Origin of the sequence: Streptococcus suis (genome assembly GCF_019794555.1) — a bacterium.
Classification (GTDB): Bacteria; Bacillota; Bacilli; order Lactobacillales; family Streptococcaceae; genus Streptococcus; species Streptococcus suis_AB.
On sequence record NZ_JAIMEP010000003.1, the window covers coordinates 120,661 to 147,201 of the forward strand.

The 26,541-nt window shown below is 37.7% G+C and carries 31 protein-coding genes; 12 read left to right on the forward strand and 19 right to left on the reverse strand.

What is annotated here, in order from left to right; genetic code table 11:
• Positions 1 to 4: 4 nt before the first annotated feature.
• Positions 5 to 1,864 carry a hypothetical protein gene (locus K6V48_RS02320; RefSeq protein ID WP_222367684.1) on the reverse strand — a complete coding sequence of 620 codons (1,860 nt, stop codon included), beginning with the start codon at positions 1,862 to 1,864 and terminating at the stop codon, positions 5 to 7.
• Between the two features lie 262 nt (positions 1,865 to 2,126).
• Between K6V48_RS02320 and K6V48_RS02325 the strand changes: the two genes are divergently transcribed.
• Together K6V48_RS02325 and K6V48_RS02330 are read left to right on the forward strand one after the other, a co-directional pair.
• On the forward strand, positions 2,127 to 2,477 hold the full coding sequence (locus K6V48_RS02325; protein WP_222367686.1) for a hypothetical protein: 351 nt from the start codon (positions 2,127 to 2,129) through the stop codon (positions 2,475 to 2,477).
• A 225-nt stretch (positions 2,478 to 2,702) separates the two neighbouring features.
• Complete coding sequence (locus K6V48_RS02330; RefSeq protein WP_261311021.1) at positions 2,703 to 3,476, forward strand: hypothetical protein; 774 nt, start codon at positions 2,703 to 2,705, stop codon at positions 3,474 to 3,476.
• Positions 3,477 to 3,534: 58 nt separating this feature from the next.
• Here K6V48_RS02330 and K6V48_RS02335 read toward each other — a convergent pair whose 3' ends face one another.
• The gene (locus tag K6V48_RS02335) at positions 3,535 to 4,812 is read right to left on the reverse strand and encodes a DNA cytosine methyltransferase (protein ID WP_222367690.1); all 1,278 of its coding nucleotides are present in this window, start codon (positions 4,810 to 4,812) and stop codon (positions 3,535 to 3,537) included.
• Positions 4,813 to 4,963: 151 nt separating this feature from the next.
• On the opposite strand from K6V48_RS02335, the gene K6V48_RS02340 reads away from it, so the two are divergent.
• Genes K6V48_RS02340 through K6V48_RS02360 form a run of 6 tightly spaced genes read left to right on the forward strand, consistent with a single transcriptional unit; the run spans position 4,964 to position 8,078 of the window.
• Positions 4,964 to 5,659, forward strand: coding sequence for a helix-turn-helix domain-containing protein (locus K6V48_RS02340; protein ID WP_222367693.1), 696 nt, complete (start codon positions 4,964 to 4,966; stop codon positions 5,657 to 5,659).
• 2 nt (positions 5,660 to 5,661) lie between these two features.
• The gene (locus K6V48_RS02345; RefSeq protein ID WP_125065791.1) at positions 5,662 to 5,889 is read left to right on the forward strand and encodes a hypothetical protein; all 228 of its coding nucleotides are present in this window, start codon (positions 5,662 to 5,664) and stop codon (positions 5,887 to 5,889) included.
• Complete coding sequence (locus K6V48_RS11760) at positions 5,879 to 6,007, forward strand: hypothetical protein (RefSeq protein ID WP_260429854.1); 129 nt, start codon at positions 5,879 to 5,881, stop codon at positions 6,005 to 6,007. The genes K6V48_RS02345 and K6V48_RS11760 overlap by 11 nt, the downstream gene beginning before the upstream one ends.
• Positions 6,008 to 6,011: 4 nt before the next feature.
• A complete protein-coding gene (locus tag K6V48_RS02350) occupies positions 6,012 to 7,427 on the forward strand; it encodes a Y-family DNA polymerase (protein ID WP_222367695.1) in 1,416 nt (471 codons plus the stop codon).
• The gene (locus K6V48_RS02355; RefSeq protein ID WP_172059687.1) at positions 7,424 to 7,792 is read left to right on the forward strand and encodes a hypothetical protein; all 369 of its coding nucleotides are present in this window, start codon (positions 7,424 to 7,426) and stop codon (positions 7,790 to 7,792) included. The genes K6V48_RS02350 and K6V48_RS02355 overlap by 4 nt, the downstream gene beginning before the upstream one ends.
• Positions 7,779 to 8,078 (forward strand): DUF5960 family protein, encoded by a 300-nt coding sequence (locus K6V48_RS02360; protein WP_044688798.1) that lies wholly within the window; start codon positions 7,779 to 7,781, stop codon positions 8,076 to 8,078. The genes K6V48_RS02355 and K6V48_RS02360 overlap by 14 nt, the downstream gene beginning before the upstream one ends.
• A gap of 86 nt (positions 8,079 to 8,164) precedes the next feature.
• Here the strand turns inward: K6V48_RS02360 and lacD are convergent, their stop codons facing one another.
• From lacD to pfkB, 4 genes are all read right to left on the reverse strand, one after another.
• A complete protein-coding gene (lacD, locus tag K6V48_RS02365; protein ID WP_044688799.1) occupies positions 8,165 to 9,124 on the reverse strand; it encodes a tagatose-bisphosphate aldolase in 960 nt (319 codons plus the stop codon).
• 65 nt (positions 9,125 to 9,189) lie between these two features.
• Positions 9,190 to 9,633: a fructose PTS transporter subunit IIA gene (locus K6V48_RS02370; RefSeq protein WP_044688801.1), complete on the reverse strand. Its 444-nt coding sequence runs from the start codon at positions 9,631 to 9,633 to the stop codon at positions 9,190 to 9,192.
• 11 nt (positions 9,634 to 9,644) lie between these two features.
• Positions 9,645 to 11,033 carry a PTS fructose transporter subunit IIC gene (locus tag K6V48_RS02375; RefSeq protein WP_044688802.1) on the reverse strand — a complete coding sequence of 463 codons (1,389 nt, stop codon included), beginning with the start codon at positions 11,031 to 11,033 and terminating at the stop codon, positions 9,645 to 9,647.
• Positions 11,034 to 11,969, reverse strand: coding sequence for a 1-phosphofructokinase (gene pfkB / locus K6V48_RS02380; RefSeq protein ID WP_222367697.1), 936 nt, complete (start codon positions 11,967 to 11,969; stop codon positions 11,034 to 11,036).
• Positions 11,970 to 12,251: 282 nt separating this feature from the next.
• On the opposite strand from pfkB, the gene K6V48_RS02385 reads away from it, so the two are divergent.
• Complete coding sequence (locus tag K6V48_RS02385; protein ID WP_222367699.1) at positions 12,252 to 13,001, forward strand: MurR/RpiR family transcriptional regulator; 750 nt, start codon at positions 12,252 to 12,254, stop codon at positions 12,999 to 13,001.
• Between the two features lie 137 nt (positions 13,002 to 13,138).
• On the opposite strand, the gene K6V48_RS02390 is transcribed toward K6V48_RS02385, so the two are convergent.
• The 6 genes from K6V48_RS02390 to K6V48_RS02415 all read right to left on the reverse strand — a co-directional run bounded on the left by K6V48_RS02390 (position 13,139) and on the right by K6V48_RS02415 (position 18,745).
• Positions 13,139 to 13,558 carry a hypothetical protein gene (locus K6V48_RS02390; protein ID WP_172015131.1) on the reverse strand — a complete coding sequence of 140 codons (420 nt, stop codon included), beginning with the start codon at positions 13,556 to 13,558 and terminating at the stop codon, positions 13,139 to 13,141.
• 14 nt (positions 13,559 to 13,572) lie between these two features.
• Complete coding sequence (locus K6V48_RS02395) at positions 13,573 to 14,685, reverse strand: recombinase family protein (RefSeq protein ID WP_222367702.1); 1,113 nt, start codon at positions 14,683 to 14,685, stop codon at positions 13,573 to 13,575.
• A 128-nt stretch (positions 14,686 to 14,813) separates the two neighbouring features.
• Positions 14,814 to 15,449 (reverse strand): CpXC domain-containing protein, encoded by a 636-nt coding sequence (locus K6V48_RS02400; RefSeq protein ID WP_261311022.1) that lies wholly within the window; start codon positions 15,447 to 15,449, stop codon positions 14,814 to 14,816.
• A gap of 146 nt (positions 15,450 to 15,595) precedes the next feature.
• On the reverse strand, positions 15,596 to 17,275 hold the full coding sequence (locus K6V48_RS02405) for a ComEC/Rec2 family competence protein (protein ID WP_261311023.1): 1,680 nt from the start codon (positions 17,273 to 17,275) through the stop codon (positions 15,596 to 15,598).
• The gene (locus tag K6V48_RS02410) at positions 17,259 to 17,936 is read right to left on the reverse strand and encodes a helix-hairpin-helix domain-containing protein (RefSeq protein WP_222367708.1); all 678 of its coding nucleotides are present in this window, start codon (positions 17,934 to 17,936) and stop codon (positions 17,259 to 17,261) included. The genes K6V48_RS02405 and K6V48_RS02410 overlap by 17 nt, the downstream gene beginning before the upstream one ends.
• Before the next feature lie 65 nt (positions 17,937 to 18,001).
• Positions 18,002 to 18,745 carry a lysophospholipid acyltransferase family protein gene (locus tag K6V48_RS02415; protein WP_172036418.1) on the reverse strand — a complete coding sequence of 248 codons (744 nt, stop codon included), beginning with the start codon at positions 18,743 to 18,745 and terminating at the stop codon, positions 18,002 to 18,004.
• A 91-nt stretch (positions 18,746 to 18,836) separates the two neighbouring features.
• Here K6V48_RS02415 and K6V48_RS02420 point away from each other — a divergent pair, with 91 nt between their 5' ends.
• From K6V48_RS02420 to K6V48_RS02430, 3 genes are read left to right on the forward strand one after another with little or no spacing between them, the layout of a single operon-like run.
• Positions 18,837 to 19,586, forward strand: coding sequence for a tRNA1(Val) (adenine(37)-N6)-methyltransferase (locus K6V48_RS02420; RefSeq protein WP_222367711.1), 750 nt, complete (start codon positions 18,837 to 18,839; stop codon positions 19,584 to 19,586).
• The gene (locus K6V48_RS02425) at positions 19,576 to 19,845 is read left to right on the forward strand and encodes a GIY-YIG nuclease family protein (RefSeq protein ID WP_222367713.1); all 270 of its coding nucleotides are present in this window, start codon (positions 19,576 to 19,578) and stop codon (positions 19,843 to 19,845) included. Before K6V48_RS02420 ends, K6V48_RS02425 begins: the two co-directional genes overlap by 11 nt.
• Positions 19,835 to 20,203, forward strand: coding sequence for a potassium channel family protein (locus tag K6V48_RS02430; protein WP_222367739.1), 369 nt, complete (start codon positions 19,835 to 19,837; stop codon positions 20,201 to 20,203). Before K6V48_RS02425 ends, K6V48_RS02430 begins: the two co-directional genes overlap by 11 nt.
• Here the strand turns inward: K6V48_RS02430 and K6V48_RS02435 are convergent.
• The 7 genes from K6V48_RS02435 to K6V48_RS02465 form a co-directional block, all read right to left on the reverse strand.
• Positions 20,200 to 21,327, reverse strand: coding sequence for a chloride channel protein (locus tag K6V48_RS02435; protein WP_222367717.1), 1,128 nt, complete (start codon positions 21,325 to 21,327; stop codon positions 20,200 to 20,202). The genes K6V48_RS02430 and K6V48_RS02435 overlap by 4 nt on opposite strands.
• 121 nt (positions 21,328 to 21,448) lie before the next feature.
• The gene (locus K6V48_RS02440; RefSeq protein WP_172039326.1) at positions 21,449 to 21,961 is read right to left on the reverse strand and encodes an HdeD family acid-resistance protein; all 513 of its coding nucleotides are present in this window, start codon (positions 21,959 to 21,961) and stop codon (positions 21,449 to 21,451) included.
• A 25-nt stretch (positions 21,962 to 21,986) separates the two neighbouring features.
• Positions 21,987 to 22,589: a TetR/AcrR family transcriptional regulator gene (locus K6V48_RS02445; RefSeq protein WP_222367719.1), complete on the reverse strand. Its 603-nt coding sequence runs from the start codon at positions 22,587 to 22,589 to the stop codon at positions 21,987 to 21,989.
• Positions 22,590 to 22,679: 90 nt separating this feature from the next.
• Entirely contained in the window at positions 22,680 to 23,291 is a 612-nt protein-coding gene (locus K6V48_RS02450; RefSeq protein ID WP_222367721.1) for an FMN-dependent NADH-azoreductase, read from the reverse strand.
• A gap of 131 nt (positions 23,292 to 23,422) precedes the next feature.
• Positions 23,423 to 23,830, reverse strand: coding sequence for a GNAT family N-acetyltransferase (locus tag K6V48_RS02455; RefSeq protein WP_222367723.1), 408 nt, complete (start codon positions 23,828 to 23,830; stop codon positions 23,423 to 23,425).
• A 130-nt stretch (positions 23,831 to 23,960) separates the two neighbouring features.
• Positions 23,961 to 25,541, reverse strand: a complete 1,581-nt coding sequence (cshA, locus tag K6V48_RS02460; protein ID WP_105127441.1) for a degradosome RNA helicase CshA — start codon at positions 25,539 to 25,541, stop codon at positions 23,961 to 23,963.
• A 421-nt stretch (positions 25,542 to 25,962) separates the two neighbouring features.
• Positions 25,963 to 26,346: a PH domain-containing protein gene (locus K6V48_RS02465; RefSeq protein ID WP_105127442.1), complete on the reverse strand. Its 384-nt coding sequence runs from the start codon at positions 26,344 to 26,346 to the stop codon at positions 25,963 to 25,965.
• Positions 26,347 to 26,541: the final 195 nt, after the last annotated feature.

The following is a 26,541-nucleotide window of genomic DNA, read 5'->3' on the forward strand; positions in this document are numbered from 1 at the left end:
TTTTCTACGCTGGAATTTGTTTTACGAGTTTCTCAAACTTATCAATATCGATTCCGTGGTATACAGATAGAAGTTGAGTGATATACTGCATTTTTTGGTCGGTTGGGTTAATGGTTCTACCAGCAATAGCAAAGAATTTTTCAAGATAGATTGTCGGAATTTTCAACCCTACAAAAAGTTTCAAGAGTGTCATTTCCTCATATGAGGTACCTTTGAATTGACGAAGTTTACCTAAGAAGTTCCGATGAAGATTGGTTTGAGCCATAAATTCTTGATTATCATACCCTCGATAGTCAATAATTTTACTAACTACTTCTTCAAAAGAAAGGCGGACATCATACAAATAATCAACGATTCCAGCATTCTCAGTAATGATTTCCTTAATATAAACATTGAAATTATCAAGTGCGACTGCCTCTTCCCTAACATCTAGTACCTCAGCATTTTGATTGAAACCATTCAGAATGCGACCGTAATCAGCATCCGATAACTTGAAGAGTGTGTACTCATACTGAGTTGATAAGCCAGCATTAAAGTTTAGGTATTCATAACTAAATGCTAAGCAGCATTTGCTCACATCATTCAGCGCTTCTTCAGTTAATACCAAATGTCCGAACGGTCCAACTTCAACATAGCGAGAATCGTTAAGACAGATAAATTTGTCTGCATAGACATATTCACCAGAGAGCAATAATTCGCTTAGCTCTTTATTAGTACTAGCTAAATTGATCAGTTCCGAAAAACCAATTGTAAAAGTCTGGTGTAGATAAATTTCTCCACTTGTCGAAGTGATATGACTAGGAACATAGGAGCCATCGATATAGTCATATGCGCTACTATTATTTGAGAAACCGAGTTCTTCTAATCGTATCTTGGCGGACTGCCTAGAAGCATGATACGCAATAGCGACCTTATCAACGGCTTTGGCCAGAAGTGATAACTCAGTCACATTACTAAAACCAAGATAACTGAATTCTCCCATGGTACTAATAACCATCTTCTCAACTGAGTTTTTCGGCATGAGAATTCTTGGTGCAATTCCCTTAGCTTGACATTCCATGGAGTACTCAGGATTATCGTTAACAAGATTAAGAGGTATCAGTTTTGGACTTCCATAATGGTTTGAGAGCATTCGTTTGAAAGCAAAATGTTGCCAGTGATACTCCCAATGCACACATTCATGCAAGATGGAATTATTCAACTCTCCAACTCGGTTAGGGTCAAGTAACTTGGCGTCGACTATTAAGTCTCCGATTTCGGGGAAATAATCGAAAATTTCTCCTGTTTCTGGTTCAAAAGCTTTGACAGGTTCACTATCAAATTTGACCATAGCACGCTGCTGCTCATTTACCTCCGATATGTTCAGAAACACCACATTCAATCCCATTCGCTGAGCTAGTAACATTACATCAATTGTACTAACATTGTCAATAGTCATTGAAAATTCAGGATAGTACTTGGACAAAATATGACTCGCAGCAAGTTCGTACTCTCCACGATTCATGTAGGGAATTAAATCAAGTCGTTGTGTAAAGTGGTTTGCAAGTCCTTCTGGTGCTGATGTTCTAAAGTTCGTGACCTGTAAGTCGTCTACAACAAAGTAACCATCTAACCAGAATGAAATTCGTGTTGTATAAGTCAAACCCTCACTCAAGACCTTATACTTAACTACCGTACTGCACTCAGATATAAAACTCTCACGATCAGTCCAGTAGATAGTACAAAACTTGACTTGATAAATTGAAATGTCAATGTCATTGATGAAAAACGGAACATCATGGAGTGCGTCAAGGTATTCACGAATCCAACTATTAATGAATCCAGTAACGCGGGGATTGTTATTCAAATAGTGCTTAAAGTCCAATGGCTCACCACTTATCTTTCTATAGTTAAATTTTTGATGCTATTTTCTTTGATTTCCTCGATGATATTATATCAGATAAAGCAAAAAAATCAATAATTCACAAACTACTTACATCAATATCTTGTGGTCGAAATTAGAAAAAAAGACAACATATTGATTTCAGATTGACGTTTTTCTTATAGAACAATGTCTATATTTTTAGGTGTGTCAAAATAAAGAAAATGATATAATTATTTTGTAATCATATAGGAAGGAACTAAATATGAAGCAAATAAATCATACTTATTTAAAGTTAGAGAATTTCAAAGGTTTGCCCTTTGATCATAATACATTAATCAAATCAGTTGATCACTTATACCAAATTCTAGATACGATTGATAATACATTAGTAAGCTCTAACTCTGACAGATTATCTACATTAGTTGAAAAAGCAAATTTATCATCTATTGTAGGTAATATCTTAGGAGCTGGGTTCGCCATTAACAGTAAGGGAAAATACTATCAAAATGGACCACATACATATCCTGATTTAATTAATAAATCAGACAAAGAACAGAATATAGAAATCAAAGTTGCTTTACAAAAAAAATTATCCCAAAGGTCATCTCCCTAAAAAAGGAAATTATCTTACTTTCCGTTATATATTAGATAGCAAAGGTTCGATTACAATTTGGGAGATAAAATATGGCTTCTTAAATGAGAATTCCTTCAATATAAGCAATACTGAAGGGGACTCAGGTAAAACTGCAGTAATTTCTGCAAATAGCTTTAATAATATGACATTACTGTATTTAGATAATACAGTCAACCCATACACTAGATATCCTGGAGCATAAATATGACTAGATATATTTTAAATAACGATAACCAAGTAACAATAAATGATGAACAGATTATTTCTAATGAACAATTACTATCTGCAGTCGAATTCGCTAACGAGGCACTTATTTCTCTTGATGCACAGACAAGGGAATTTGAAATAAATATTTTTGAAGTTATGGGGATGAGAAATCTCAGCGGTGTCGTTGGTGAATATTTTGGGAAGAGTCTTCAAAAATTCTCTGATCAAAATCTACATTCAAATCTTCATCAAGACGGCTACCCTGACTTACTATTAACTAACAGTCCAGATAAATTAGATTACTTCCGCTCCCTATATACCGAATCAGATGGGAAAAAATATCCGCGTGAAAAATCGTTATTCAGCCCCTATAAATTTGGCGGCGTTGAAGTCAAAGCAACTTGTGGTTCTACTCCATCAGCTAAAAAAATTCCTAAACCACTAATCGGGGAACAACGAATTGATTTACTCAACTCATTCGATTGGAAAGCTCATCATAGAGATACTAATAATTTAATTGGAATTTTATGGGATTTTATCAATGAGGTCCCTACTATTATAGCTGTTTTTTATAGTAATCAGCTTTCTCAAGACGATTGGGGTAAAATTGTACAACCTAAAACTAATGGTGGTAGAACAACTAGTGTCTCTATTATGAATTCCGTAGGAGTTAAGAAAATGTGCACCAGTTGGATTGCTGTCATTGACGATGAGAAATACATAGAAAAACTTGCGGCAAAAAAATGGATTGGTTATAACATCTCCAAATAATTGATGAATAGTTTTCTAGAAATCAAAAAGGGCTTATATAGCCCTTTTTACATTGTTATTAATTCTCAATTTTAAGTATATTTTTCACAATAATATCAATAATGTGAGGGGGGACACTTTCTCCAATCGAATCCCGAATCAAGCCATCCTTTACTGGTTTATTATCTACTTCAAAAGCATAGTCATAATCTGAAATAGTCTGTAGTTTCATTGCTTCCCATAATGATAATACTCGTGTTTGTGTAGGATGAACTTTATTATCAGAAGACACATATTGGAAATTTTGAGTAATTGTACTTGCTGGCTCATCCCAATACATCCTCTTATAGGCACTAACAAAGCCTTTCATCAGCCTCTTCTCACCACTTTTTTTATCTTCTACATATGGTCTTGGTAGAAGTTCTCCACATTTCTGACAATATAATGGTGTATCAGTTCTTGCCTTATTTATTCCTTCAGTATTATGCTTCGAACCATGTAAGTTATTTTCTTGATATAAGCATTCAGGATTAATACACTGATTGTTGAAAGCTGTTTTACCTTCTGGTGTATTATCTAACCAAAATAATTTCTTCTCATCTAAGATTGGAACCTTATGAAGTGGGTTCTCTTTAGATATATTTTTCCCCTTTTCTGCTCTTAGAGAAGGTAATTCCCAGATTATATCTCTTAGAGTAAGCCATTTACTTGTTAAAAGGTCTCCTTCTCTAGAATGTGTTGGTTCTGGTAAAAAAGTCTTATTTGAAGTAAAATATTTGCTTCCTTTTACTGTCCTGGAAAAAACTGTCAATAATCTTACTCTATTCTGAGGGACACCATAATCAGCCACATTAATTACTTGAGGCTCACCCACATAGTCATCTCCTAGTTCCTGATGAATATAATCAATAATATTTATTAGATTATCATTTTCATCATAAATAAGGGTATTTACCATGTTTGAAACATTTTCAAAAATAATCCACTCCGGCAGTAATTTCTTAATAATATGGATAGCAGGAATAATTAAACGATTTCTTTCATCATATTTAGGCCTCAATCCTTTCCTATAATCGTTCAACATTTTCCCCATACCATTAGAAGACATTCCCTGACAGGGAGGGGTGGCCAAAATAATAAAAGGACTCTCTTCGAAATTTTTACGATAATAATCAACTATATCATCTTCTAGTTCCCAAATATCTCCATTAAACACTTTTGCACCAGGATTATTGGCTTGGAACAATTCTGCTCTCTCACTTAAAAGCTCGCACGCTACAACAGTATTAATACCATTTGCATGTAAACCTAAATCACCGATACCAGAAGAAGAAAATAAACTAACTGCATTTTTCATCTCTTTTAACTACCCTTTCTATACCTTAGTGTATCTTAACTTATATTTAAAGAATTATCAACTTTATTTGTCCCTAGTAAAATTATTGATACAAAAAATAAAATTTGTTATAATTTAGTTGTTTTATAAAACAACTTAGGAGTATTATACCATGTTTTCTGGATTACGTCTCAAACAAAGAAGAGTGAATCAAAACTTATCTCAGGTCGAAATCGCAAACATACTCGAAATTAATCGTTCATCATACAATAGCTGGGAATCTGGTAGAGCTAAACCCAATCAAAAAAATCTCATTGCTCTCGCTGCTATCCTTGATGTTCCTGTGACTTACTTCGAATCTGAGTACAACATTGTCAACAACTTCCTACAGCTCAACGACTTCAACAAAGTTCTAGCCGAGGAATATATGGAGGACTTACTTCAAACTCAGCGTGAGGTTGAGCGTAAGGTCGTTCAGCTTTTTCCTATCGAGGTGTTGGACGATATTTCGTTATCTGCTGGTCCTGGACAAAGTTTTGCGGACGAATACGAGACTCGTACTGTTTACTCTGATGAGGAACAATATGGTTACGACTTTGCCACTTGGATCAAAGGAACTTCTATGTCTCCTAAATACTTAGATGGCGAAGTAGCCCTTATTCGTGAAACTGGTTTTGACTACGATGGAGCAGTCTATGCCTTGGTTTGGAATGACCAAACTTACATAAAAAAACTGTACAAAGTTGAAGATGGTTTCCGAATGGTCTCCTTGAATAAGGACTATCCAGAGAAGTTCATCCCTTTTGAGGATGAACCAAGAATTGTTGGTCTAGTTGTAGGTCACTTTATGCCTGTTGAGGGAGTTTAGTTATGAAATTAAAAGATATTTTAGAACTAGGAACATATGGTTACAACCCTGATTGTAAAGTTGAAATTTTCAATATGGATAACTTTGAAGAGCGACTAGAGAACGAAGGATTCGATGAAATTCTTATTCCTCAAAATGAGGATGCAAAAATCTATCCTTACGCTTTTTTGATAGAAGATTCTATTTTAATTGCTATGACCGAGGAGGATGACAATACCAATGAATGTTAAAGAAATGATTTACATCAAAGACGAACGTATTTTCTTCAGCCCTGACAAATTCGAATACGACATTACTGACTATATCGGAGAACTTATCGAAGAGCTTGAAAAACTTAAAAGGAGATAATCCTATGGGCTATATCGACTATTCTATAGAACCTGAAAGTGACATAGCCTTCCTCGATATGAAGTCCTTCTACGCTTCAGTAGAATGTGTGGATAGAGGTTTGCATCCTCTCTACACATCACTGTGCGTCATGAGCCGTGCAGACAACTCGGCAGGATTGATTCTCGCTTCTTCTCCTATGTTTAAGAAAGTCTTCGGTAAAGCAAATGTAGGTCGTTCCTACGACTTGCCATTTGATATCAACACTCGAAAATTCAGCTATCAAAATGCATGGAAACAGGGAATTGAGGTAACACCAAAGTATAAATCGTTTATTGAACACTGGGCAAAACGTACACTCATCGTTCCTCCTCGAATGGACAGATATATTGAGAAGAATCTAGAGATTCAGCATATCTTTCAAGACTATGCTGCTCCAGATGACATTCTCCCCTATTCAATCGATGAAGGCTTTATTGACCTTACTAGCTCACTTTCTTACTTTATTTCTGATAAGTCAATGTCAAGGAAAGATAAGTTAGATAATGTTTCGGCTATGATTCAGAGAGATATTTACAGTAAAACAGGTATTATCTCAACTGTTGGAATGAGTAATTCCAATCCTCTTCTAGCTAAACTAGCTCTAGATAATGAAGCAAAGAAAACTGCTACAATGAGAGCTAACTGGTCATACGAAGATGTAGAAACCAAGGTATGGGCCATTCCAAAATTAACAGACTTTTGGGGAATCGGTAGTAAAACCGAGATTCATTTACAAAAACTTGGTATTCATTCAATCAAAGAATTAGCCAATTTCAATCCTGATATTCTCAAAAAAGAATTCGGTAAAGTCGGTGTTCAACTTTGGTTTCACGCCAATGGAGTTGACGAGAGCAACGTCCATGAACCCTATAAACCAAAATCACGAGGATTGGGTAACTCACAAGTACTTCCTAGAGATTACAGAACCCAAAGAGAAATTGAAATCGTATTAGCTGAAATGGCTGATCAGGTTGCTAACCGTCTTCGCTCGGCACATAAAAAAGCAACTGTTGTTTCAATCCATATTGGCTATTCTAGAACTGAAATGAAAAAATCTATAAATACTCAGAAAAAAATTGACCCCGCAAATCTCCCAAAAACAATGGTAAGCCATGTACTTGAATTATTCCGAAAGAAATACACCTCTGGTGCAGTGAGACAAATTGGTGTATCTTATAGTGGCTTCGTAGATGAAAGCTATACTCTACTATCACTCTTTGATGATGTAGAACAAATTGAAAAAGATAATAGACTTCAGACAGCTATTGATGTTGTCAGAGAACAGTTTGGCTTTTTAGCCATACAAAAAGGAACCGTCCTAACCGAAGGTTCCAGAAATATTGAACGTAGTAAACTTATCGGCGGTCATTCCGCTGGTGGATTGGAGGGATTAAAATGATTGACCGTTCATACTTACCATTTCAATCAGCAAGAGAGTACCAAGATACAAAGATGCAAAAATGGATGGGATTTTTCCTATCTGAGCATACATCAGCACTCACTGACGATGCAAACAAAGTAACGTACATGTCTGATTTATCACTAGAGAAGAAATTATTACTCCTAAGTCAGGTGTATGCTGGGCAACTTCACACGCGCATTTATGTCGTTGAAAAAAACATGCGAGTTTCCTACACTGGGACAATACCAAGTCTGACCAAAGATTTCATTTTGATAAAAACTACAACAGGTCACATCAATTTGAAATTGAAAGACATAATTAGTATTGAACTTGAAGAGGAGGTCTCCTATGAATCAGCTTGAATTTCAGCGTAATCACCTGCAAATGGACTATTACAGTGAGAGCTACCAAGATTTTGAACGTGACTTCTACCGCTACTCCAACATGAATATTCCATTGACCTTCCTGACTGATGATATCCTCAAAACAATGGCGACTTCTCATAAGAATTACTTTGTCCTAAATAAGGAAAAGGCTAGAGATAATCGTGATCATTTTTTCATTTTTGAGGTAAGTACCATAGATGAAAATCCACTAATCTACCGCTATTCATATAAGAAAACAACAACTTACTTAGCACAAAAATAGGAGTTCATAAATATGCTCCTATTTTCTTATAACATGAATTAAAGTTATTTTAAAGTACTCAGAAACTGCCCTTAGAATAGTTCTATCTATCCTTCCTCACAAGAACTAGCAGTAAGAGATAATACTCTATCTAAGCTCTCAATATTTTTACGACCAACAGTTCGTAACCATTCACGTGCAGCTTCTTCTCCTTGTTCAATATAGACTGGCACAACACCTGCCCATGTTGCACGACCACAGAGAACACCGTTAAATTTAGCACCTGCTTCATGAGCAAACACTAGAGTATCTTGGAAGAGTTTAGCTGAAACACCTGCACTTAGATAAATATAAGGTAAATGAGTTGATGCTTCTTGTTGACGGAAATATTCGGCTGCTTCTTCTTTTGTATAAACGACTTCCCCTGTTCCAAATCCTTCTACAAAATTCATGTTCACAGGTACTTCTACCTTGAGAACATCTACTCCAAAACGTTCGTCCGAAAAGACTTTCATGGCTTCATTTACTTTTCTAGGTTTAACTTTAGCAAACTCAACACTAGCATTGTCTTCAATTGTTTCATCATAGCTCAAAATCTCCAAGAAGAATGGCAAACCTTCTGCCTGACATTCTGAACCTAAGCGTTCAATATAAGCATGTTTTTGAAGATTAACGTATGGATCACCGTCAACGTCATAGTAGAGTAGAAACTTAATGGCATCTGCCCCCTCTTCTTTTAGTCGTTTTACAGACCATTCTACTAGGCAATCTGGCAAACGACTGGTAGAGCTGGTGTCATAGCCAGTTTTTTCATAGGCCAAAAGTAAACCACATTGTTCATCGCGGGTGCGTGAAGCTGGTAAGCCAAATTCAGGATCTAAAAGAATAGAAGAAGAAAACTGTGTTAGTTCTTCAGAAACTAGCGTTTTTAGCTCTTCCATCTGCTCCACAGTAGGTTCTTCTGCCTGATGTTTTGCCATCATTTTTTTCAAAGCACCACGTTGGTCAAAAGCAAGAGCTGATATAATACCATTCTTTGTCATTAACTTAGATAGATTTTTTACCATTTTTATTCCTTTCTAAATAAAGAAATCTCCTGACATCTACTCTATACGTCAGGAGATAAAGATGATTACACTAAGTGTTTCTCCAATAGCTCAACAATTTCCTCTACACAATTAGCATTTGTAAAAGATGTTTTGAACTCAGTCTTCATGAGTAAACGAGCAATTTTTGATAAAAATTTTAAGTGAGTGGTACCTGCTTCCGTTTCCGGAATAAATAGTGCAATAACTGAAGTGATAGGTTGACCATCCATTGACTGCCATTCAACACCATTAGCTAATTTCAAAACAGCTACGCCAGGTTTTGTGATTGCAGAAGATTTAGCATGTGGAATGGCAAAACCATCCATCATTCCGGTAGTACCTTCATCTTCCCTTGCAAGAAGTGCTTCTTTAACTAAGGCAATGTCTGTTGCATATCCATGTTCAAAAACCAGTTGTGATAAACAATCAAACACACTCTCCTTTGATGAAGCAGACACATCAACTAGTACTAATTTCTTATCTATCATTAATGTACCTCTTATACCTTTTCAATTTTAGTTTTTTGAATAAATCCTAGAAGTAATCCTGAAATAATAGCTCCAATTGCAATTGCTAACACCCAAAGTCCAGCATTTGTTACTACAGGAAGGACTAAGAATCCACCGTGTGGAGCAGGGACTTTTACACCCCAAAGATAAGTTAACACTGCACCAATTGATGACCCAAGCATCAATGTTGGTAGATTACGGAGTGGATCTTTTGCAGCGAATGGGATAGCACCTTCAGTAATATGTGTAGAACCTAAGATTAAATTTGCAAGACCTGCATTGCAATCTTCATCAGAGTAATATTTACGGAATACTGTTGTAGCAACAAAAGTTGTCAATGGTGGGACAATACATGCTGCAGAAACACCTGCCATAAAGCTAGTATTTCCTTGTGCTAAAAGGGCTGTACCTGTTACATACGCTGCTTTATTTACTGGACCACCCATATCAAAAGCAGACATGCAACCAATAATAATTCCAAGAATTATAGGATTGGCATTTTCAAATCCTGCGAGCCAAGCCATCATAGATTCATTTACCCATGTCATTGGAGAGTTCACTGCCACCATAAATAATCCAGTAACAAATACACCGAACAATGGATATAGGAAAATAGCTTTCAAACCATCTAGTGATTTTGGCAATCCCTTAAATAGTTTCATTAGAGCCAAAACAATATAGCCAGCAGCGAAACCACCAACGATACCACCTAAGAATCCTGAACCTCCATTTGCGGCCATCAAACCAGCGACAAGACCTGATACAAATCCAGGACGCTTAGCAATAGATTCGGCAATATAAGCTGATAAAACAGGAACCATCATACCCATTGCTACACCACCAATGTCATTTTTCAACATAGCAGCAAAAGGATTATATTGTTCACTATTTGGGTCAAATGAAAAAATACCAAATAGGAATGAAATGGCAATCAAAACTCCTCCTGCAACTACAAATGGAAGCATGTGAGATACACCGTTCATTAGATGTTTATAGATTTGACGTCCAAAACTCTCATTTCCTGCTGATGAAGATTCTTGCTTAATAGCTTCACCTGCTTTTACAACACCTTTACCAGATAGAGCATCATCAATCAATTTAGAAGCATTTTTAATACCTTCCCCAACTGAAGTCTCAATGACACGTTTCCCTGCAAAGCGTTCTGCGTTTACATCCTTGTCAGCTGCAATAATAACCGCATCGGCTGCAGCAATTTCTTCAGCTGTCAACTCGTTCTCAATACCAATTTGACCATGAGTTTCTACTTTGATAGAAACGTTACGCTCTTTAGCCGCTTGCTCAAGTGCTTCTTGAGCCATGAATGTATGTGCAATACCAGTTGGACAACCAGTAGCTGCAATCAATTTATAAGTAGCCATCTACTTTACCTCCATTTTTTTTAGTAATATTTGTTTACTTAATTCATCGACATCTGAAAAATCCGTTAGTCCACTTCTAAATGCCGTCGAAGAGCCTGCAGCAACTGCTTTGATTAAGGACTTCTCAGTTGATAGACCCAATATTTTTGATCCTAAAAAAGTACCAAGAGTAGTATCCCCCGCACAAGCAGTATTTACCACTTCTCCTTTCGGAGCGTTGCAAGTAAATATTTCTCCACTATCCGTAAACATTACTGCTCCCTTACTACCTAAAGAAATCAGTACATTTCTTGCACCTAAGTCTTGAAGCGATTTCCCATATTCTAAAATGTCATCTTCTGATATATCTTGCACTTCGAACCATTGTGCAATTTCTTCATCATTTGGCTTAATCAGATATGGCTTATACTTTAGGCAAGTGAGAATAACTGGATCACTAATATCTAAAATTAAAGATACGTTATTTTCATTTGTTATCTCAGCTATCTTAACTAAATAACTGGAATCAATTCCTCTAGGAAGACTTCCTGAAATAACTAAATAATCATTTAAACCGAGCAATCGAATTTTTTCTAATAGAGCATCTTGAGCAGAAGGAGAAACTTCTGGGCCTTTATTTACCAATTTATATTCCTCTGATGTTTCTAGAACCTGTGTGAACACATTAATTCTAGTTATTCCTTCAACGTCAATAAACTCTTCGGTAATCCCTTTAGCAACTAACTCATCCTTGATGAACTGTCCCGTAAAACCTGCACTAAACCCAAAAGCTGTATTTGGAATATCTAGCATCTTTAGAATTAACGAGACATTAACACCTTTTCCGTTTGGTTGCAGTTCATCGTATAAAGTTCGATTAACGATGTTATTTTTTAGCTGGTTTGTTTTGATAAACATATCAATAGCCGGATTCATTGTTAAAGTATAGATACCCACACCTTATTCTCCTTTCATTCTTTTTTGTTATAATAATAATAACATTTTTAAAATGTAAGTGTTTTCTAATATTCTAATGATTTTGTAACAATTTACTCTACAGGACATCCCAAAATTCAATAAAGGTAAACTGAAAATCATATAAATTAATGAGCATAAATTATCAGTATTAAGAAAACAACTTCATCTAATTTTTTGTGTTGCAGTTTCTTTAATGATGATTAGATGAAAAATGCTCTTCCCTCTTTGAGATAAAAAATTCATAAAGCATAAGGAATAATAATGGCGATTAATAAACATTTGACTGAAACTGAAAAACACACTTGGACACATCTTAATAATAAATTTAAAGAGATCTCTACTCTTAGCATTTCGGAAGCTAGTGAATTATTAAATGTTTCAACTGCTACTATTACTAGAACACTACAAAAAAAAGGTTATACTGGATTTTCTGATTTTAAGCACGATGTAAGAAACAGAAAACAGGATAGCTTATCCATCCTCAAAGATAAAAAAATTACCGACGAAATCAAAGTTTCCGTATTAAAGAGTTATCAAGAAGTTACAAAAACTCTTAATGAACTTGACCTAGAAACATTAGAAATGGCAATCTCAAAACTACAAAGTGCAAAGAAAATTACTATTTTTGCCAGAGGATTTTCTGAATTACTTGCTACTGAGATGCAAACAAAATTTCTCTTACTAGGGTATTATACAGAACTTCATACAGACCCAAACATTATCCGTACTGTAAGTACCAGATTGGATGCAAATGATTGTGTGGTATTTGTATCCTTAAATGGAGAAACGATTGAATTACAAGATGCTGCAAAAATTTGTCAAAAGAACGATACCACAACTATACTCCTGAGTGCTAACCCCTCAGGTAGCCTATCAAATTATACTCAGATAAAGCTTTTTGGATTTAAAACAGAGTTAACATACTTCCCAGATGTAGAAGTACATTCACGCCTTCCACTTTACATTATTGGGCGTTTACTATTAGATACTTTAGCTGCAAATCAAAAATAGACCTCTACTATTACAATACAAAACATCATAAACAATTATCAAATTTTTTAACCCCCTTGTGTATATGGACTTAAAGAATATGAAAATGGTAGGAATACAATAGTTGTACTCCCACCAATAAATTTTATCTTCGTTCCTTAATATTTATTGTCGTTTTTACGAAAGTCAGATAGTTCCTCAAAATCCTTCAATTCAAAAATAAATGCCTTATCTTCAGGAATGTGAATCCCCTCTACCCTATAACGCTTATCAGATTTCCATTCACTCATGATTGTTAAGAGTGTTTCTTTTAAATTTTTATGACCTACCTGAACAATACCTTTTTGCTCCCCAACAGGTTTTGAAAAAGAAAATGCTCCCCTAGTTTTTGCACGACAAACTTGTATACCCATTACCTTTGTATCCTTATTAAAGGCAACCAATACATGTGCTGGATATTCTAAAGCTTGGACAATTCCTTTACTAAAAGTAACAAAGTTCTTGTTCACCGTCATACTATAATCTGATGAGTAACGTTCAACATTAACAACTTCAAGATTAAAATCTTTAAAACGCATAATTTACCTCTTTCTTATTTAAAAACTTCGTGAATGTCTTCCGACTTCCAACTAGGATCAAGTACAACAAAATCCCTCAACTTACCAGATTTTAGTTTCTTGATATAGAGTTTAGGTACAAATATCTCAGAAGTAGATTTCGATTTTCTTCTAGGTTGCTTGAGTAATTCTTGTACTAAATCCCATCTTGATTCTGGTATGATAGAGGGAATTCCATTTTTTAATCGATATTTTGGCTTTTCACCATTATTTTTCCGAGTTTTATGACTAAAACAATCAACAGTAAATGTCTTCTGCATGATGATTTCGCCTTTATATTTCTCGTTCCTGAGAATATTATAGACAGCTAAACTTGTCCAACGCTCCAAACCAGTAACTGTTGGTATATGATTGGTCATTAAAGTTGAAGCAATCTCACTTGCAGTCATACCTTCAATGTACGAATCATATATTAGGCGAACAATTTTTGCTTCTGTCTCATCTATCACTACTCGACCATACTGGTCTTTCGTATACCCCAGAAGGTTATGGGTAGGAATCATTGGTATCCCTCTTTTAAAGCGTTCAATTACAGACCATGTAATTGAAGCACTTTTTTGCTCACTCTCACCTTGAGCTACTATGGCCATAATACCAAGAATGAATTCACTATTCGTATCAAGTGTATTCAAATTTATATCTTCGATGTATATTCCAACAGGTGGGGACAGCGCCTTCAACTCTCGGTAAATGCTAATAAAATCTAGCTGATTGCGAGCAAACCTACTTACACTTTTAACGATTATCAAGTCAATCTTACCACTTCTACAATCATGAAGCATCTGTTGGAATTGTTCGCGTCGTTTGATTGATGTTCCTGAAGCTCCCTGGTCAGCATAGATTCCAGCCATTATCCAATCAGGGTTACTATTGATTCTTTCAGTATAGGTTTGTTTTTGAAGTTCAAAACTACCTGACTGAGATTCGTCAAAAGTACTTACTCGACAATAGGCAGCAACACGCAACTTCTTAGTCTTAACATCAGTGAACTCTCGCTTTGCAGGAATAATTTCAACAGTTCTCTCAGATACAAATGCATCTCGAATTTTCTTCTGTTGATGAGTAGTTTTAGAATTCCGTCTTACCATTGGTTTTACCTCCTTTCTAGAAATCTACATAATAATTATATATATTAACTACATTTTTCTAAATTAGAAGATAAAAAATGACCTAACTAAAAATTAGGCCATTAATACTTGTAAATAAATTTTTAATTTTATGCCAAACTGGTACGACAGAATGATTCCGCCCATCTAGAATCTATGTAATATGTATTCGTTTCTAGGTCTTGAACATCTGTAAGGTAGTACTCATATTGTTCTTGAGAAAAGTCGAGAGATGCTACTGCAATCTGGTTATCAATAAACATAAACTGATAGCTTCCCTGTCCAACCTTGGTAAAAACCATATGCTCATAGTTAAACTGAATATCACCATCCTCTAGAGGACTATTCATAAACTTCATAAGCTCAATTGCTCTATCATCATACCCTGCTGAAACAATCTGTACCTTCTCAACAAAAGACTCTATATCCGAAACTACTCGAATTCTATATTCACTGAGATCAACACCCTCAGAAATCAAAGAGTATATTTGCATAGAAAGAACATCAACATTACCGTCTGCACAATATTGAATAATTGTTTTTTGTTCTTCATCTACTACGACTGTTGGGTAATCAATTAGCACCATATGGTTACAGTTATGGCAGGTAAACTTAAAGAAATCCCAGTCCAAAATAGCAGAAATAATGTCGGGGGTCTTCACCGCATAAACCCTATCAAATCGTTCAAATATACTTTGTTTTCCACAATTAGTGCAGTTTGTTTTTGTTAAAAATATAGTTGTCATTCTACTTTTCCTCTTCATCATTAATAAGTAAGCAATTTGCTTTCACTTATTATATTCGCAAGAAAAAGTAAAATTTGCGAATTTTTTCAAAAAAAATAATAAACTTCATTAAAAACCGTTATGTGTTATTGTATCAATTTCAGAACTCACACTTCGGTATGGGTCAGAACCAAATCATCAATCCTATCCACACCTCGACTATGCAGATAGGGAATCAAAGTCCGCTCTGCATTTGCCTGCCGAGATCGCTCCTGCCACGCTTCCTTGGCTGCGAAATCGACTCGTCCGCCCACATCAATCAGAATCGTCCGCCCCCGAATGTCCCGTAGAAAGATACTATCCCCCTGCCCTACGTCTACCACCGTCACCTCATTTTCCAGCGGGTGTTTGGTTATGAAAAATAGCAGAGCAAGGATCAGACTCAATCCAAGGAGCCATTTCTTCTCTCTGTGAAAATCATAAAGCAAGAAAAGGCAGACCAGCAAGAGCAAAAAGACAAGGCCCGTAGGTTTTCCTAAAATCCAGGGCCGAATCCCCAATTCTGCCACCCATACAATAATCTTTTCCATAAGGATAAAGAATCCGTTGACCCACGTAATTTTAATGAAGGGCGATAGTAAAAAAATGACAGATAGCCCAGGTAACAACAACACATCAAAAACGAAGGAAAAAACAAACGTTAAAAGGATAGATAAGGGCTGAAAGGCAAAAAAATAGGACATCAAGACCGGTAAAATTCCAAGAGAAATACTCAGACTCTCCACTGCTATCTTCTTTAGCTGCCCTAGCTCTTCAAAATCAAAGACTGTCAATAACAAAGCATAGGTAAATGTCAGCACACCTCCTGCTGTCAGAAGAAAACGTGGCATAAGCAAGAGACAAACAAAGACAGTTGCTGCAAAATTATCCAATTTTCGTAGCCCAAGATTACCCAGAATTTTCTGGACCAAGGACCGCACGACTGAGACAGAAAATCCTGTCAATCCTGCATAAACAAGAGAAAACGGAATTTGAAGCTTATCGACAGTTTCCTTGGTAAAACCCAAACGCAATAAAAGCCAACGAAATTTGTCAATGAAAAAACCAACCTGCATCCCAGACAGGGCAAAGAGATGAATGATCCCTAAACTAGAATAGAGGTCACTCATTTGGTCAAAGTCACTATCTAACTCTCCCAATAGTAGTCCAGTCATGTAGTGGCTCATGGGAGCAGGAAAATGTGATTTGATATAAACGAGAGCCTGCCTCCGCCAGGTTGACAACCAGTCAAAGATATTCCAGGAATGAATAGGGAGAATATTGTTAATGGTACTTATTTTTACTGTCCGATAGATGCCCTGGGTTTTGAGATAAGCCTGATAATCAAAACCATTGAAATTACGTTGACCTGCTGGTTGGCTAACTTCTGCATCTACCTCTAACTGCACCAAGTCCGTAAGCTCCTGAAAGTAGGTTTGTTCTTCCTGACTTGCAAGTTTATAGAAAACCTGAAAAACTTGACCTTCAGCCCGACCACGAAAAGATAGACTCTCTCCGTTGACATCAATGGTATCAGGAATAACCTGCACAGTTGTCACTTGCTCTGGAGCCCATTGATTTGTCCGCTCCCATTGTATCTTCTGACATCCGAAAAAGAGACCACATAAGGCTAGAAGCGGTAGCGTTTTGATGAAGACCACCTTTCCTTGCCGAAGCCCAAAGACTGCTAGTAACAGACTCAGCAGGCTCATTGTCAAAAGGGAAAAAGAGTGGACTGCAAAGTAGGTTAACACCGCCAAAACTGCAAAGTGAATGGGCTGACAAGGGAGTCTAATCAACCGTGACATATGGTCGGATACTTTCCATCGTTTTATCACCAATTCCTGAAACATTATTCAGGTCGTCAACCGATTTGAAACCACCATTGGCTTCACGGTAAGCAATAATATCCGCCGCTCTCTTTGCACCTATACCTGAAATGGTTTGTAAATCTGCCTCGGTAGCAGTATTTAAATTGACCAAAGAAGATTGGCTCTCCTCTTTAGTTTGAGTTGCTACAGCACTGGAACTTGGTGCTGTTATTACCGAAATATCCTCATCCTTGTGTGCGACGTAAATAATCTCTTCATCTGCCAATTTTTGAGCTAAGTTGACTGATTTTTGATTTGCTTCTGCTGTGAAACCACCAGCCGCAACAATCGCATCATTGACGCGACTCTCGAGCTTAAGTGTGTAAAGTCCAGGTCTCTCTACTTCTCCTTTAACATCTACCACAACCAGTTGGATTTCTTGTTCAGTATCTCTTGTTTTGCTTTCTGTACTGGATTCTTCAACCTCTTCTGGAACACTACTTGCTTGGTTCTCCTGTGAAAATGCTGCCAAACCCGTTTGATCTGCAGGCTGAGGGGGCTGGTTGAGCAATAGAACACTCACAACCACTACTGTCATCATACTTGCAATTACACAAAACCACTTATGTTTCTTTACTATGTTTAACATTTCTTCCATAAATTTACCTCCATCCTTTTATTCGAAAATAAAAAAGAAAAACCCGCAGAAACGAGTTTTTCAATTCATTTTTTTAATTCTACCGATGGATTCCAAAAGAAGCTTGCTATGTAACTAAAAACATAGGTTAATCCTAAAATAATTGCTACTAGGATAAGGATAGGGAGACGGTAAATATAAGTTAATATATTTGGTTTTTTCTTAGTTTGGAAGGATGCTGCGTAATCATTCAAACGTTTAAATTCAGTTTCGATTCGATGAGTTACTTCAGCCGTCCCTGCATCATCCAAGCGCTTGATGTCTGAAACATCGATAGGATTTCCAAAAGCCACATCGATTCGCTCACCAGCCAAGAGCCCATTGATGCTCATCGGTCCCACATAGGTTGCAGGCATGAGTTTAACCTTGGCTGACTTGGCAATGACCGCTACACCACCTTTTAGTTCTGAAGAATGACGACTTCCAGAAGGAAACATGACCAAAGAACGATTGCTTTTTTTCAACATGTTGACAGGGTATTTAATAGCTGCCATCCCAGGATTTTCACGATCAATTGGGAAGGCTCCACATTTGCGAATCCACCAGCCAAAACCGCGATCCTTGAAAAGTTCTTTTTTAGCCATAAAAATAAACTGTTTTGGCGCAGCAGCAAATCCTAAAAAAACAGGATCCCAGAAGGTCTTATGTGGAGCGATTAAAATATAATTCTCCTCTTGTGGCAATATTTTTTCTTTATCATGATAATGGATATTTCCATTAATTGCCCAAAGTAAAAAAGATAGTAAGGTACGTAAATAGGCGTAAAACATAGTCATCTCCTTTTCAGTCCTTACATTATACCATATTTTATCTCCGAAAAAAATCTGAAGTTCTGTTCTTACAATATGCTATAATTATCATATGCATAAAATAGAATTACAAGATGGGGAGCGGATTGACCAGCTCTTCTCAACAGATGTTCAAATTATTCAAAATCGGGAAGTTTTTAGTTATTCAATTGATAGCGTCCTCCTATCGCGTTTTCCGAAAATGCCAGCTAAAAAAGGATTGATTGTCGACCTTTGTAGCGGAAATGGGGCGGTGGGCCTCTTTGCCTCCACACGTACAAAGGCTCAGATTGTGCAGATTGAATTACAGGAACGCTTAGCGGACATGAATCGGCGATCCATCGAACTCAATGATTTAGAGGAACAGTTAACAGTGATTAACGACGATTTGGCAAACTTACCTCATTATGATTTACGATCAAAAGTTGATTTAATGCTCTGCAATCCTCCTTACTTTAAAGTAGATGAATCTTCTAACCTCAATGAAAGCGAGCATTACCTTTTAGCCAGACACGAGATTGCGACCAACCTTGACAATATTTGCCAGGTAGCACAACAAGTACTCAAATCCAATGGTCGCTTGGCCATGGTCCATAGACCAGATCGATTTTTGGATATTTTAGATAAGCTACGTATCTACAAACTGGCTCCAAAACGCATCCAGTTTGTCTATCCCAAGGCCAGTAAGGAAGCGAATATGTTACTGATTGAGGCTATCAAAGATGGTTCTGTAGATGGATTACATATCCTGCCACCTCTGGTTGTTCACGAGGAAGACGGCGACTATACTCCTGCTATTCATGAGATTTATTATGGAAAATAAAGCCTATTTTTATGTTTTAGAATGTGCTGATGACAGCCTCTATACCGGTTATACAACAAATGTGGAAAAAAGACTTGCTACTCATAATTGTGGAAAAGGTGCTAAATATACACGTGGTCGTTTGCCTGTCAAACTACTCTATCAAGAAGCTTTTGCCAGTAAGCAGGAAGCCATGTCTGCCGAAGCCTTGTTTAAAAAACGTAGCCGGCAGAGCAAGTTAAATTATATTGCAGAAAGCAGAAAAAATGATACAAAATAAGAAACAAATCCACCGCCTTCGCATCATTTGGCATATCGTGAGAGTGACTGGCTTCGCCACTTTTCTCACTTCCTTTTTCAGTTTTATCTTCCTAGCAGCTGGTTTGCTACTCTGGTTGGAGCCTGATTTTACCAGCTACGGTGATAGTTTATGGTACAGCTTTGTTACAGCAACGACTGTTGGCTATGGAGATATGCTAGTCACCACTGCTTTTGGACGGATTATCAGCATTCTCTTAGCTATTTATGGCATCCTCTTTTTAGGAAGTCTGTCTGGTTTGGTCGTCAGCTACTATACTGAGGTCAGCAAGCATTATTCTTTAGCAATCGAACAGGACAAGCAAAAAACTGGCTCTTAGGAACCAGTTTTTTCTTGTTTCTGATTAGAGATTAACTTTCTTCCAAATATAGTCAAGCCAATTATCAATAAAGAGATTGGCAAAAGCTGAAATGGAAAGAATAAACTAATAAATATACCTGCTAGCCATTCCTTTTCAAGAGAAGCGATGGCCATAGACAAGCTCACGACCAACACGATAAATAAGCTGTCCACCTGTGGAAAAAGTTGTGCCACAGCAAACCCTTGCAGGAAGGCTGCAAAGGTTACAGGAAAAACGTCCCCTCCAGTCCAACCAGTCCATAAGCAAACTTCTAAGAATAGCAACTTAGTTATGGATAGAATAAATAGAATGAGTACAGGAGTCCCCATCCCCAATTCGACAATTGAATGTAAACTCTGTTGTCCTGAAAACAATAGAGTTGGAGCAATCATTGTAACAATGAAAATTGCTACTGCACCAAGGCTAGTCTTGATTGGTAATGAAAGGTTCAATCGATTTAAACTTGCACGAATAAATGGTTTCAACCAAGAATAGCCTTTTCCCAAAAAATAACCATACAGACAAAGTGGCAAAAAGAAAAGTAAGTCATTCAGCGACCAGCTGGTTTCTCCCAACTTAGTGACAAAAGATGGCTGGTCGGTCAATCTCATCATAAGCCAAAAGACAAACAAACCATTGGCAATCAACAAGTTGCGTAATAGTTTCCCTGTCTGCTTTTGACTGTTCGGATAAGGCAAAAGGTAAGAGCTAGGATGAAAGAGATAATTTATCCACATCCCTATTCCCTGTCCACTCACCTGCTCCCAGTTGGCTTCCAGATAACGTAACTTATCCGCCTGCCAGATGGAATAGGCAATCACTGCCCCAAGTAAGGTGGCTTCAGGACCAACTCCAGCACCCGAAACCAAAATGACCAGTGCCAAAACTAAATTACGCCATGTATTCTGATAAGACACCGTTCCGTCATGTCCCAATTCATGAAGCAAATCATGACTGGTCTTGGGTAAATTCCCCCACTTATTTTTTAGAAGAATGACCAAACAGGTTAACAGAAGCAAGATCAGAATCGAATAGACTGTTCCAAAATGAAACTGATGGGGCAGACTTTCCCATAAAAAGTGACTAATAACCTTTTCAGCCATGATAAAACCATACGAAACTAAGGCAATGACACTACTGTAAACCAAACCAATGGCGGTCAGGTGAATTTCTTTTTTCCTACCATAATCTACCTACAAGAAAGAGGCACTTTTGCATCTTTCATTATTTCAATTTGAAGAATTGAACAATCGCCACAATCCCTTGATAAATAAAGACAAAGGCAATGGTGTAGCTGATCAAGAATCCTGTCATCAACGGATGGGCCATCATGACTAGACCAGCAATAATTCCTAAAATTCCTAAAGCTAATAAGGGTGTCCCAACCGATTTATCTGCCTTACGAACCTTAAAACCAACGATTGTTTTAGTAATACCGTTTGTTAAGGCCCAGAATGAAATGATGAATGGTACAAAGGTTACCATTTCAATAAAGCTACCAGAGAACAAGGCTAGGGCCAAGATAAGCGTTACAATCCCGCCAAACAAGTTCCAACCATGCTTTTCTTCTGCTTTAAAATAATTCACAATCTCAGAAATCCCCTGAGCTGCAAATACAAGTGCGAATAAAAAGGTCATTGAAGCAAGACTAATCGCTGGATTCGCTAACATTTGAAAACCAGCAAATACAGAAAAGATACCTGCAAGCAATAACAACCATTTCCAATTTTTTGACATTTCTGTCTCCCCCTTTTTTAAGGACCTAGTCCTTAATGATTCCATAAACCATCATATCCAAAACCTGTGACAATTGATTTTCGTAGCCCGATACCAAATCTGTCAAACTGCTGTCTGACGAAACAGTTAGATAGTAAGAACGAAACATGTCCTGAATCAAGCGTAGATAGGCCATGGCCTTCTTTTTATCAATATGCTCTTTCAGTTTGGATTCTGATAGTAATTTTTGACAAACCTGTTCATTCAAGTCTAGAAAAATTGCCTTCTGAGGCGCAATATCCTCCTCCAACTCCTCTGGTGTTGCAATCATAGCTTCAAAGAATAGATGACTCTGCTCTGGAAAGTCCCGATAAAATTGGTGTCGTCTTTCCATATAAGCAGCCAGAGTGGGCACTTGACCATCTTCCCCCAGAAACAAGGTCAAAGCTTTTTCAAAACTTTCCTGAACACATGCCAGATAGAGATCCGACTTTCCTGAGAAATTATGATACAAAACTCCTTTAGAAATCCCTTCTACCTTACAAAGCTCATTAATGACAAATCCCTTGTAACCCTTGGCAGCAAATTCCCCCAAGGCTGCTGCAATGATCATTTCTCTACGAAGTCTTGTTTTTTCTTCTTTTCTCATGGTCTTCCCTCCGATTTATAATTATAGACCGCTTGGTCTATAATGTCAACTAAATCTTCCAAAAAAAAAAAGACTTGGAAATTCCAAATCTTAAAATACTTCCAAAATTGTATCAATTTTCCCCATAGCTTCTTCAAAAATAGCCTGAGCCTGGCTTGGATCAGCTGATTGTCCTTCGATAAAGACCTGATGGATGTCTTCAAAGCCAAGAAATTCAAAGATAGACTTGATATACTGGGCAGCTGGATCTTGACCTGCATAAACACCACCATTGGACTGGATGTGCAACAATTTTTTGCCCTTGACCAAACCGATAGAGCCTTCTGGACCATACTTAAAGGTCAGGCCTGCTACATTGATGGTATTGACCCAAGATACCAACTGACTTGGCACATTGAGATTCCAGAGAGGATTGACGACAACAATCTTATCCGCCATAAGAAATTGCTGGGTCAAGGCATTGTAACGGTCCAATTGCTTTGCTTGTTCAGGACTGATACTCTCGCCTTTTTTAGCAGCTCCCATAGCCTCTAACAAAGATTTGTCCAGGGCTGGAATCTGGTCTTCAAAAACATCCACTACTTCTATCTGATCTTCTGGGTGCAAACTGGCGTAACGAGTTAGAAATTCCTCCAATGCTCGCAAGGCGTAGGACTTTTGTGGGTCAAGGGGGTGGGCTTTTACGATTAATAGATTTGCCATTGGTTCTCTCCTTTATCATTCGTTATTACTAATTATTGATAAACATATTCTACTCTTTTTGATTTGAAATTCAAATCATTTGCTCGAAGCAAAAGGCTGGTCTCCCAGCCTCTTTTTTTTAGATTGTTTTATTATTTTAAATAGGTGTAAGCGACACAGTCCAGGCTATCAACGGCTGTAAAGCCAATTGCCTCATAGAAAGACCGTGTTTTCTCAGTATTGTCCGTCAAGAGATGAAGCTGATAAATACCCGGAAAGTGGGTAACGGCCTGCTCCAAAAGCTGACACCCAATTCCTTGTCGCTGATAGGTTGGTAGGACCAAGATGTCCTGAATAAAAACGATTGAATACCCGTCGCCAACTGCTCGCAAGAGACCCACTAGACGGTCACCGTCAAAGGCAGCAAGAACGAGCAGACTATGTTCCAAGGCCTTCTCTAGCATTTCTGGATGTCTAGTATAGCCTGTCCAACCCACAGAAGCATAGAGGTCTAGGACAGCTTGAAAATCAAGTTGAGGATTTTGTTTGTAAGTAATCATGTCTTTCTCCTTTGTATTGTTTTTTAGAATACAAAGGCTTTGTCCATTGTTAAAACACCCATGGTATTTCCTCCTGTTTTGCTACTTCTAGTATAACAAAAACCGCTCCAATTATGAAGCGGTTTTGAACTTATCTCTCCCCTTTATTGCGGATAACAAAGCCTGTTTTCTTTTCACTTGATGTGCGTTGGTGTGGTTTTTTGTTGTCTTGACGGCGGTTATCGCGCTTGAACTTGTCATCGCGACGGTTGCGGTCATTACGATCACCACGGCGTCCTCCGCGGTCTCGGTTGCGGTCTCCATCACGACGACCACCGCGATCACGGTCGCGACCACCACGTCCACCCTTGCCCTTGGCTTGACCAGGAGCATACTTGAATGGCAATGGTTTTTCACGTGCGATTTCCACTTCTGGCAAGCTGTCTGGGTCTTGTACAGTCAGACTGAGTACGTAGAGTGCGAGCTCCTCAGGGGTAAATTCGGCCGCCAACTTGACTGCGTCTTTCTTAAACTTATCAAAGTTTCCACGAATGCTCTCGTCGGCGAAGTCACGCTCAATCTTTTTCAGAGCAACTTTCTTCTTCGCTTCAAAAGCCTCCTCAGCAGTTGCTGGCTTAAGTCCCTTCATACGTTTCTTGGTCAACTCTTCGATGATGGCCAAGTAACCCATCTCATTTGGAGATACAAAGGTAATCGACTGACCGGATTGACCAGCACGACCTGTACGACCGATACGGTGCACGTAACTTTCAGGGTCCTGTGGAATATCGTAGTTGTAGACATGTGTCACACCTGAGATATCCAAACCACGGGCTGCAACGTCTGTCGCAACAAGGACATCAATCTGATCATTTTTAAAATCACGAATGACACGGAGACGTTTATTCTGGTCCAAATCACCATGAATACCTTCAGCACGGAACCCACGCAATTTTAAGCCACGGGTCAACTCATCGACACGGCGTTTGGTACGACCAAAAACAATGGATAATTCTGGCTGGTCAACATCCATCAAACGTGTCATCGTATCAAACTTTTCATGTTCTTTGACACGGATATAGTATTGGTCCACGTTGACGTTGGTCAATTCCTTGGCAGCAATCTTAACGTGCTCAGGCTCTTTCATGAATTTGACACCAATACGCTTGATTGGCTCTGGCATAGTTGCAGAAAACAGAAGAGTTTGACGGCTTTCTGGCACACGTTCGATGATGGCTTCAATATCATCCAAGAAGCCCATGTTGAGCATTTCATCAGCCTCATCAAGAATAAGGGTTTCAACACCGTCAAGCTTGAGAGCTTTACGTTTGATCAAGTCCAAGAGACGACCAGGTGTACCAACAACAATGTGAGCACCAGAACGAAGGGCCTTGATTTGTTTTTCAATGCTAGAACCACCGTAAACCGAGCGAACTTTTACACCCTTTTCACGACCAAATTTGAAAAGCTCTTCCTGACTCTGCACCGCCAACTCACGCGTTGGAGCAATAATCAAGGCTTGAATTGCTTGATTGTTTGTGTCAATTTTGTTGAGAGTTGGCAAACCAAAGGCTGCAGTTTTCCCTGTCCCCGTCTGTGCTTGACCAATCACATCTTTTCCTTCCAGAGCAAGCGGAATGGTCTGCTCCTGGATTGGTGACGGCGTTTCAAAACCAGCCTTCTCAACGGCAAGCAAAATATCTTCGGATAAGTTTAATTCGGTAAATTTCAATTATAATACCAAGTGCGTTAAGAAAACAAGATGAAAATAGGAGACTGACGCAGTGTGACCACACACTAGGAAGTCTATCTTTTTCACGAAGTTTTTAGCACGGGTTCGAATACTCATCCCGAACTAGTTTCCTAACGCATTTCCTTTCTTTTACAAGGCAGTGCGAAGCTACCTTATCTCACGTTATTTGTAACAATTATTTCCACTGGCAGCGAACTAACCAGTATCAGACTTGCAACTTACCTAGTATAACACAATCTAGGAATAATCGTTAGTAAATACTTTGAAAATAAAAATAATACGTTTTCATGAAAAAAAGCAGAGTTCAATTCTCTGCTTTTTACTATTTATCTTGGTAAATTTTTTGAATATCCACAATTCTCAAAAACTAAAAGTTATCACTTACATTTTTGAGTGTTCTTTATTTCCCTAAAACAGCAGTAGCTAAGGCTTTTTGAATGGCAATCACACTTTTATCACTCTTAAATTGAAGAATTTCAGCAGGTTCTGCAGCCGAAGAAATCCAAATTTTGAGCTCGGCATCCAAATCAAAATGTCCTGATGTTTCTACTGTAAAGCGAGAAATAGAGCGATAAGGAATAGACTTATAGGATACTTTCTTCCCAGTCACTCCTTGTTTATCCACCAAAATTAAACGATATTCCGTAAACACAATCAAGTCACGAACCAAGCTGAAAGCCATATCAACCTGTTCATTGTCCAACAATACATGTTCTAATTCCTGCTCAATTTTGTCATTATTTAATTGCGAAGCATTACCAAGCAAACCTGAAAATAGTCCCATTATTTGACTCCTTTGTTGATTTTTATCTATTTTACCTAAAAACTGGTAATAAAAAAAGCAAAAACCTCTAGGAAGTTGATATACTCCCCTTATAGTGGACAGTGAAAAAACAAAAATTTTCACTAGAAACTATAAAGGGAGTTTTATTATGTCCAAAAGAAGTCCAAAGTCTGTCTCTGAGAAACTAGAAATTGT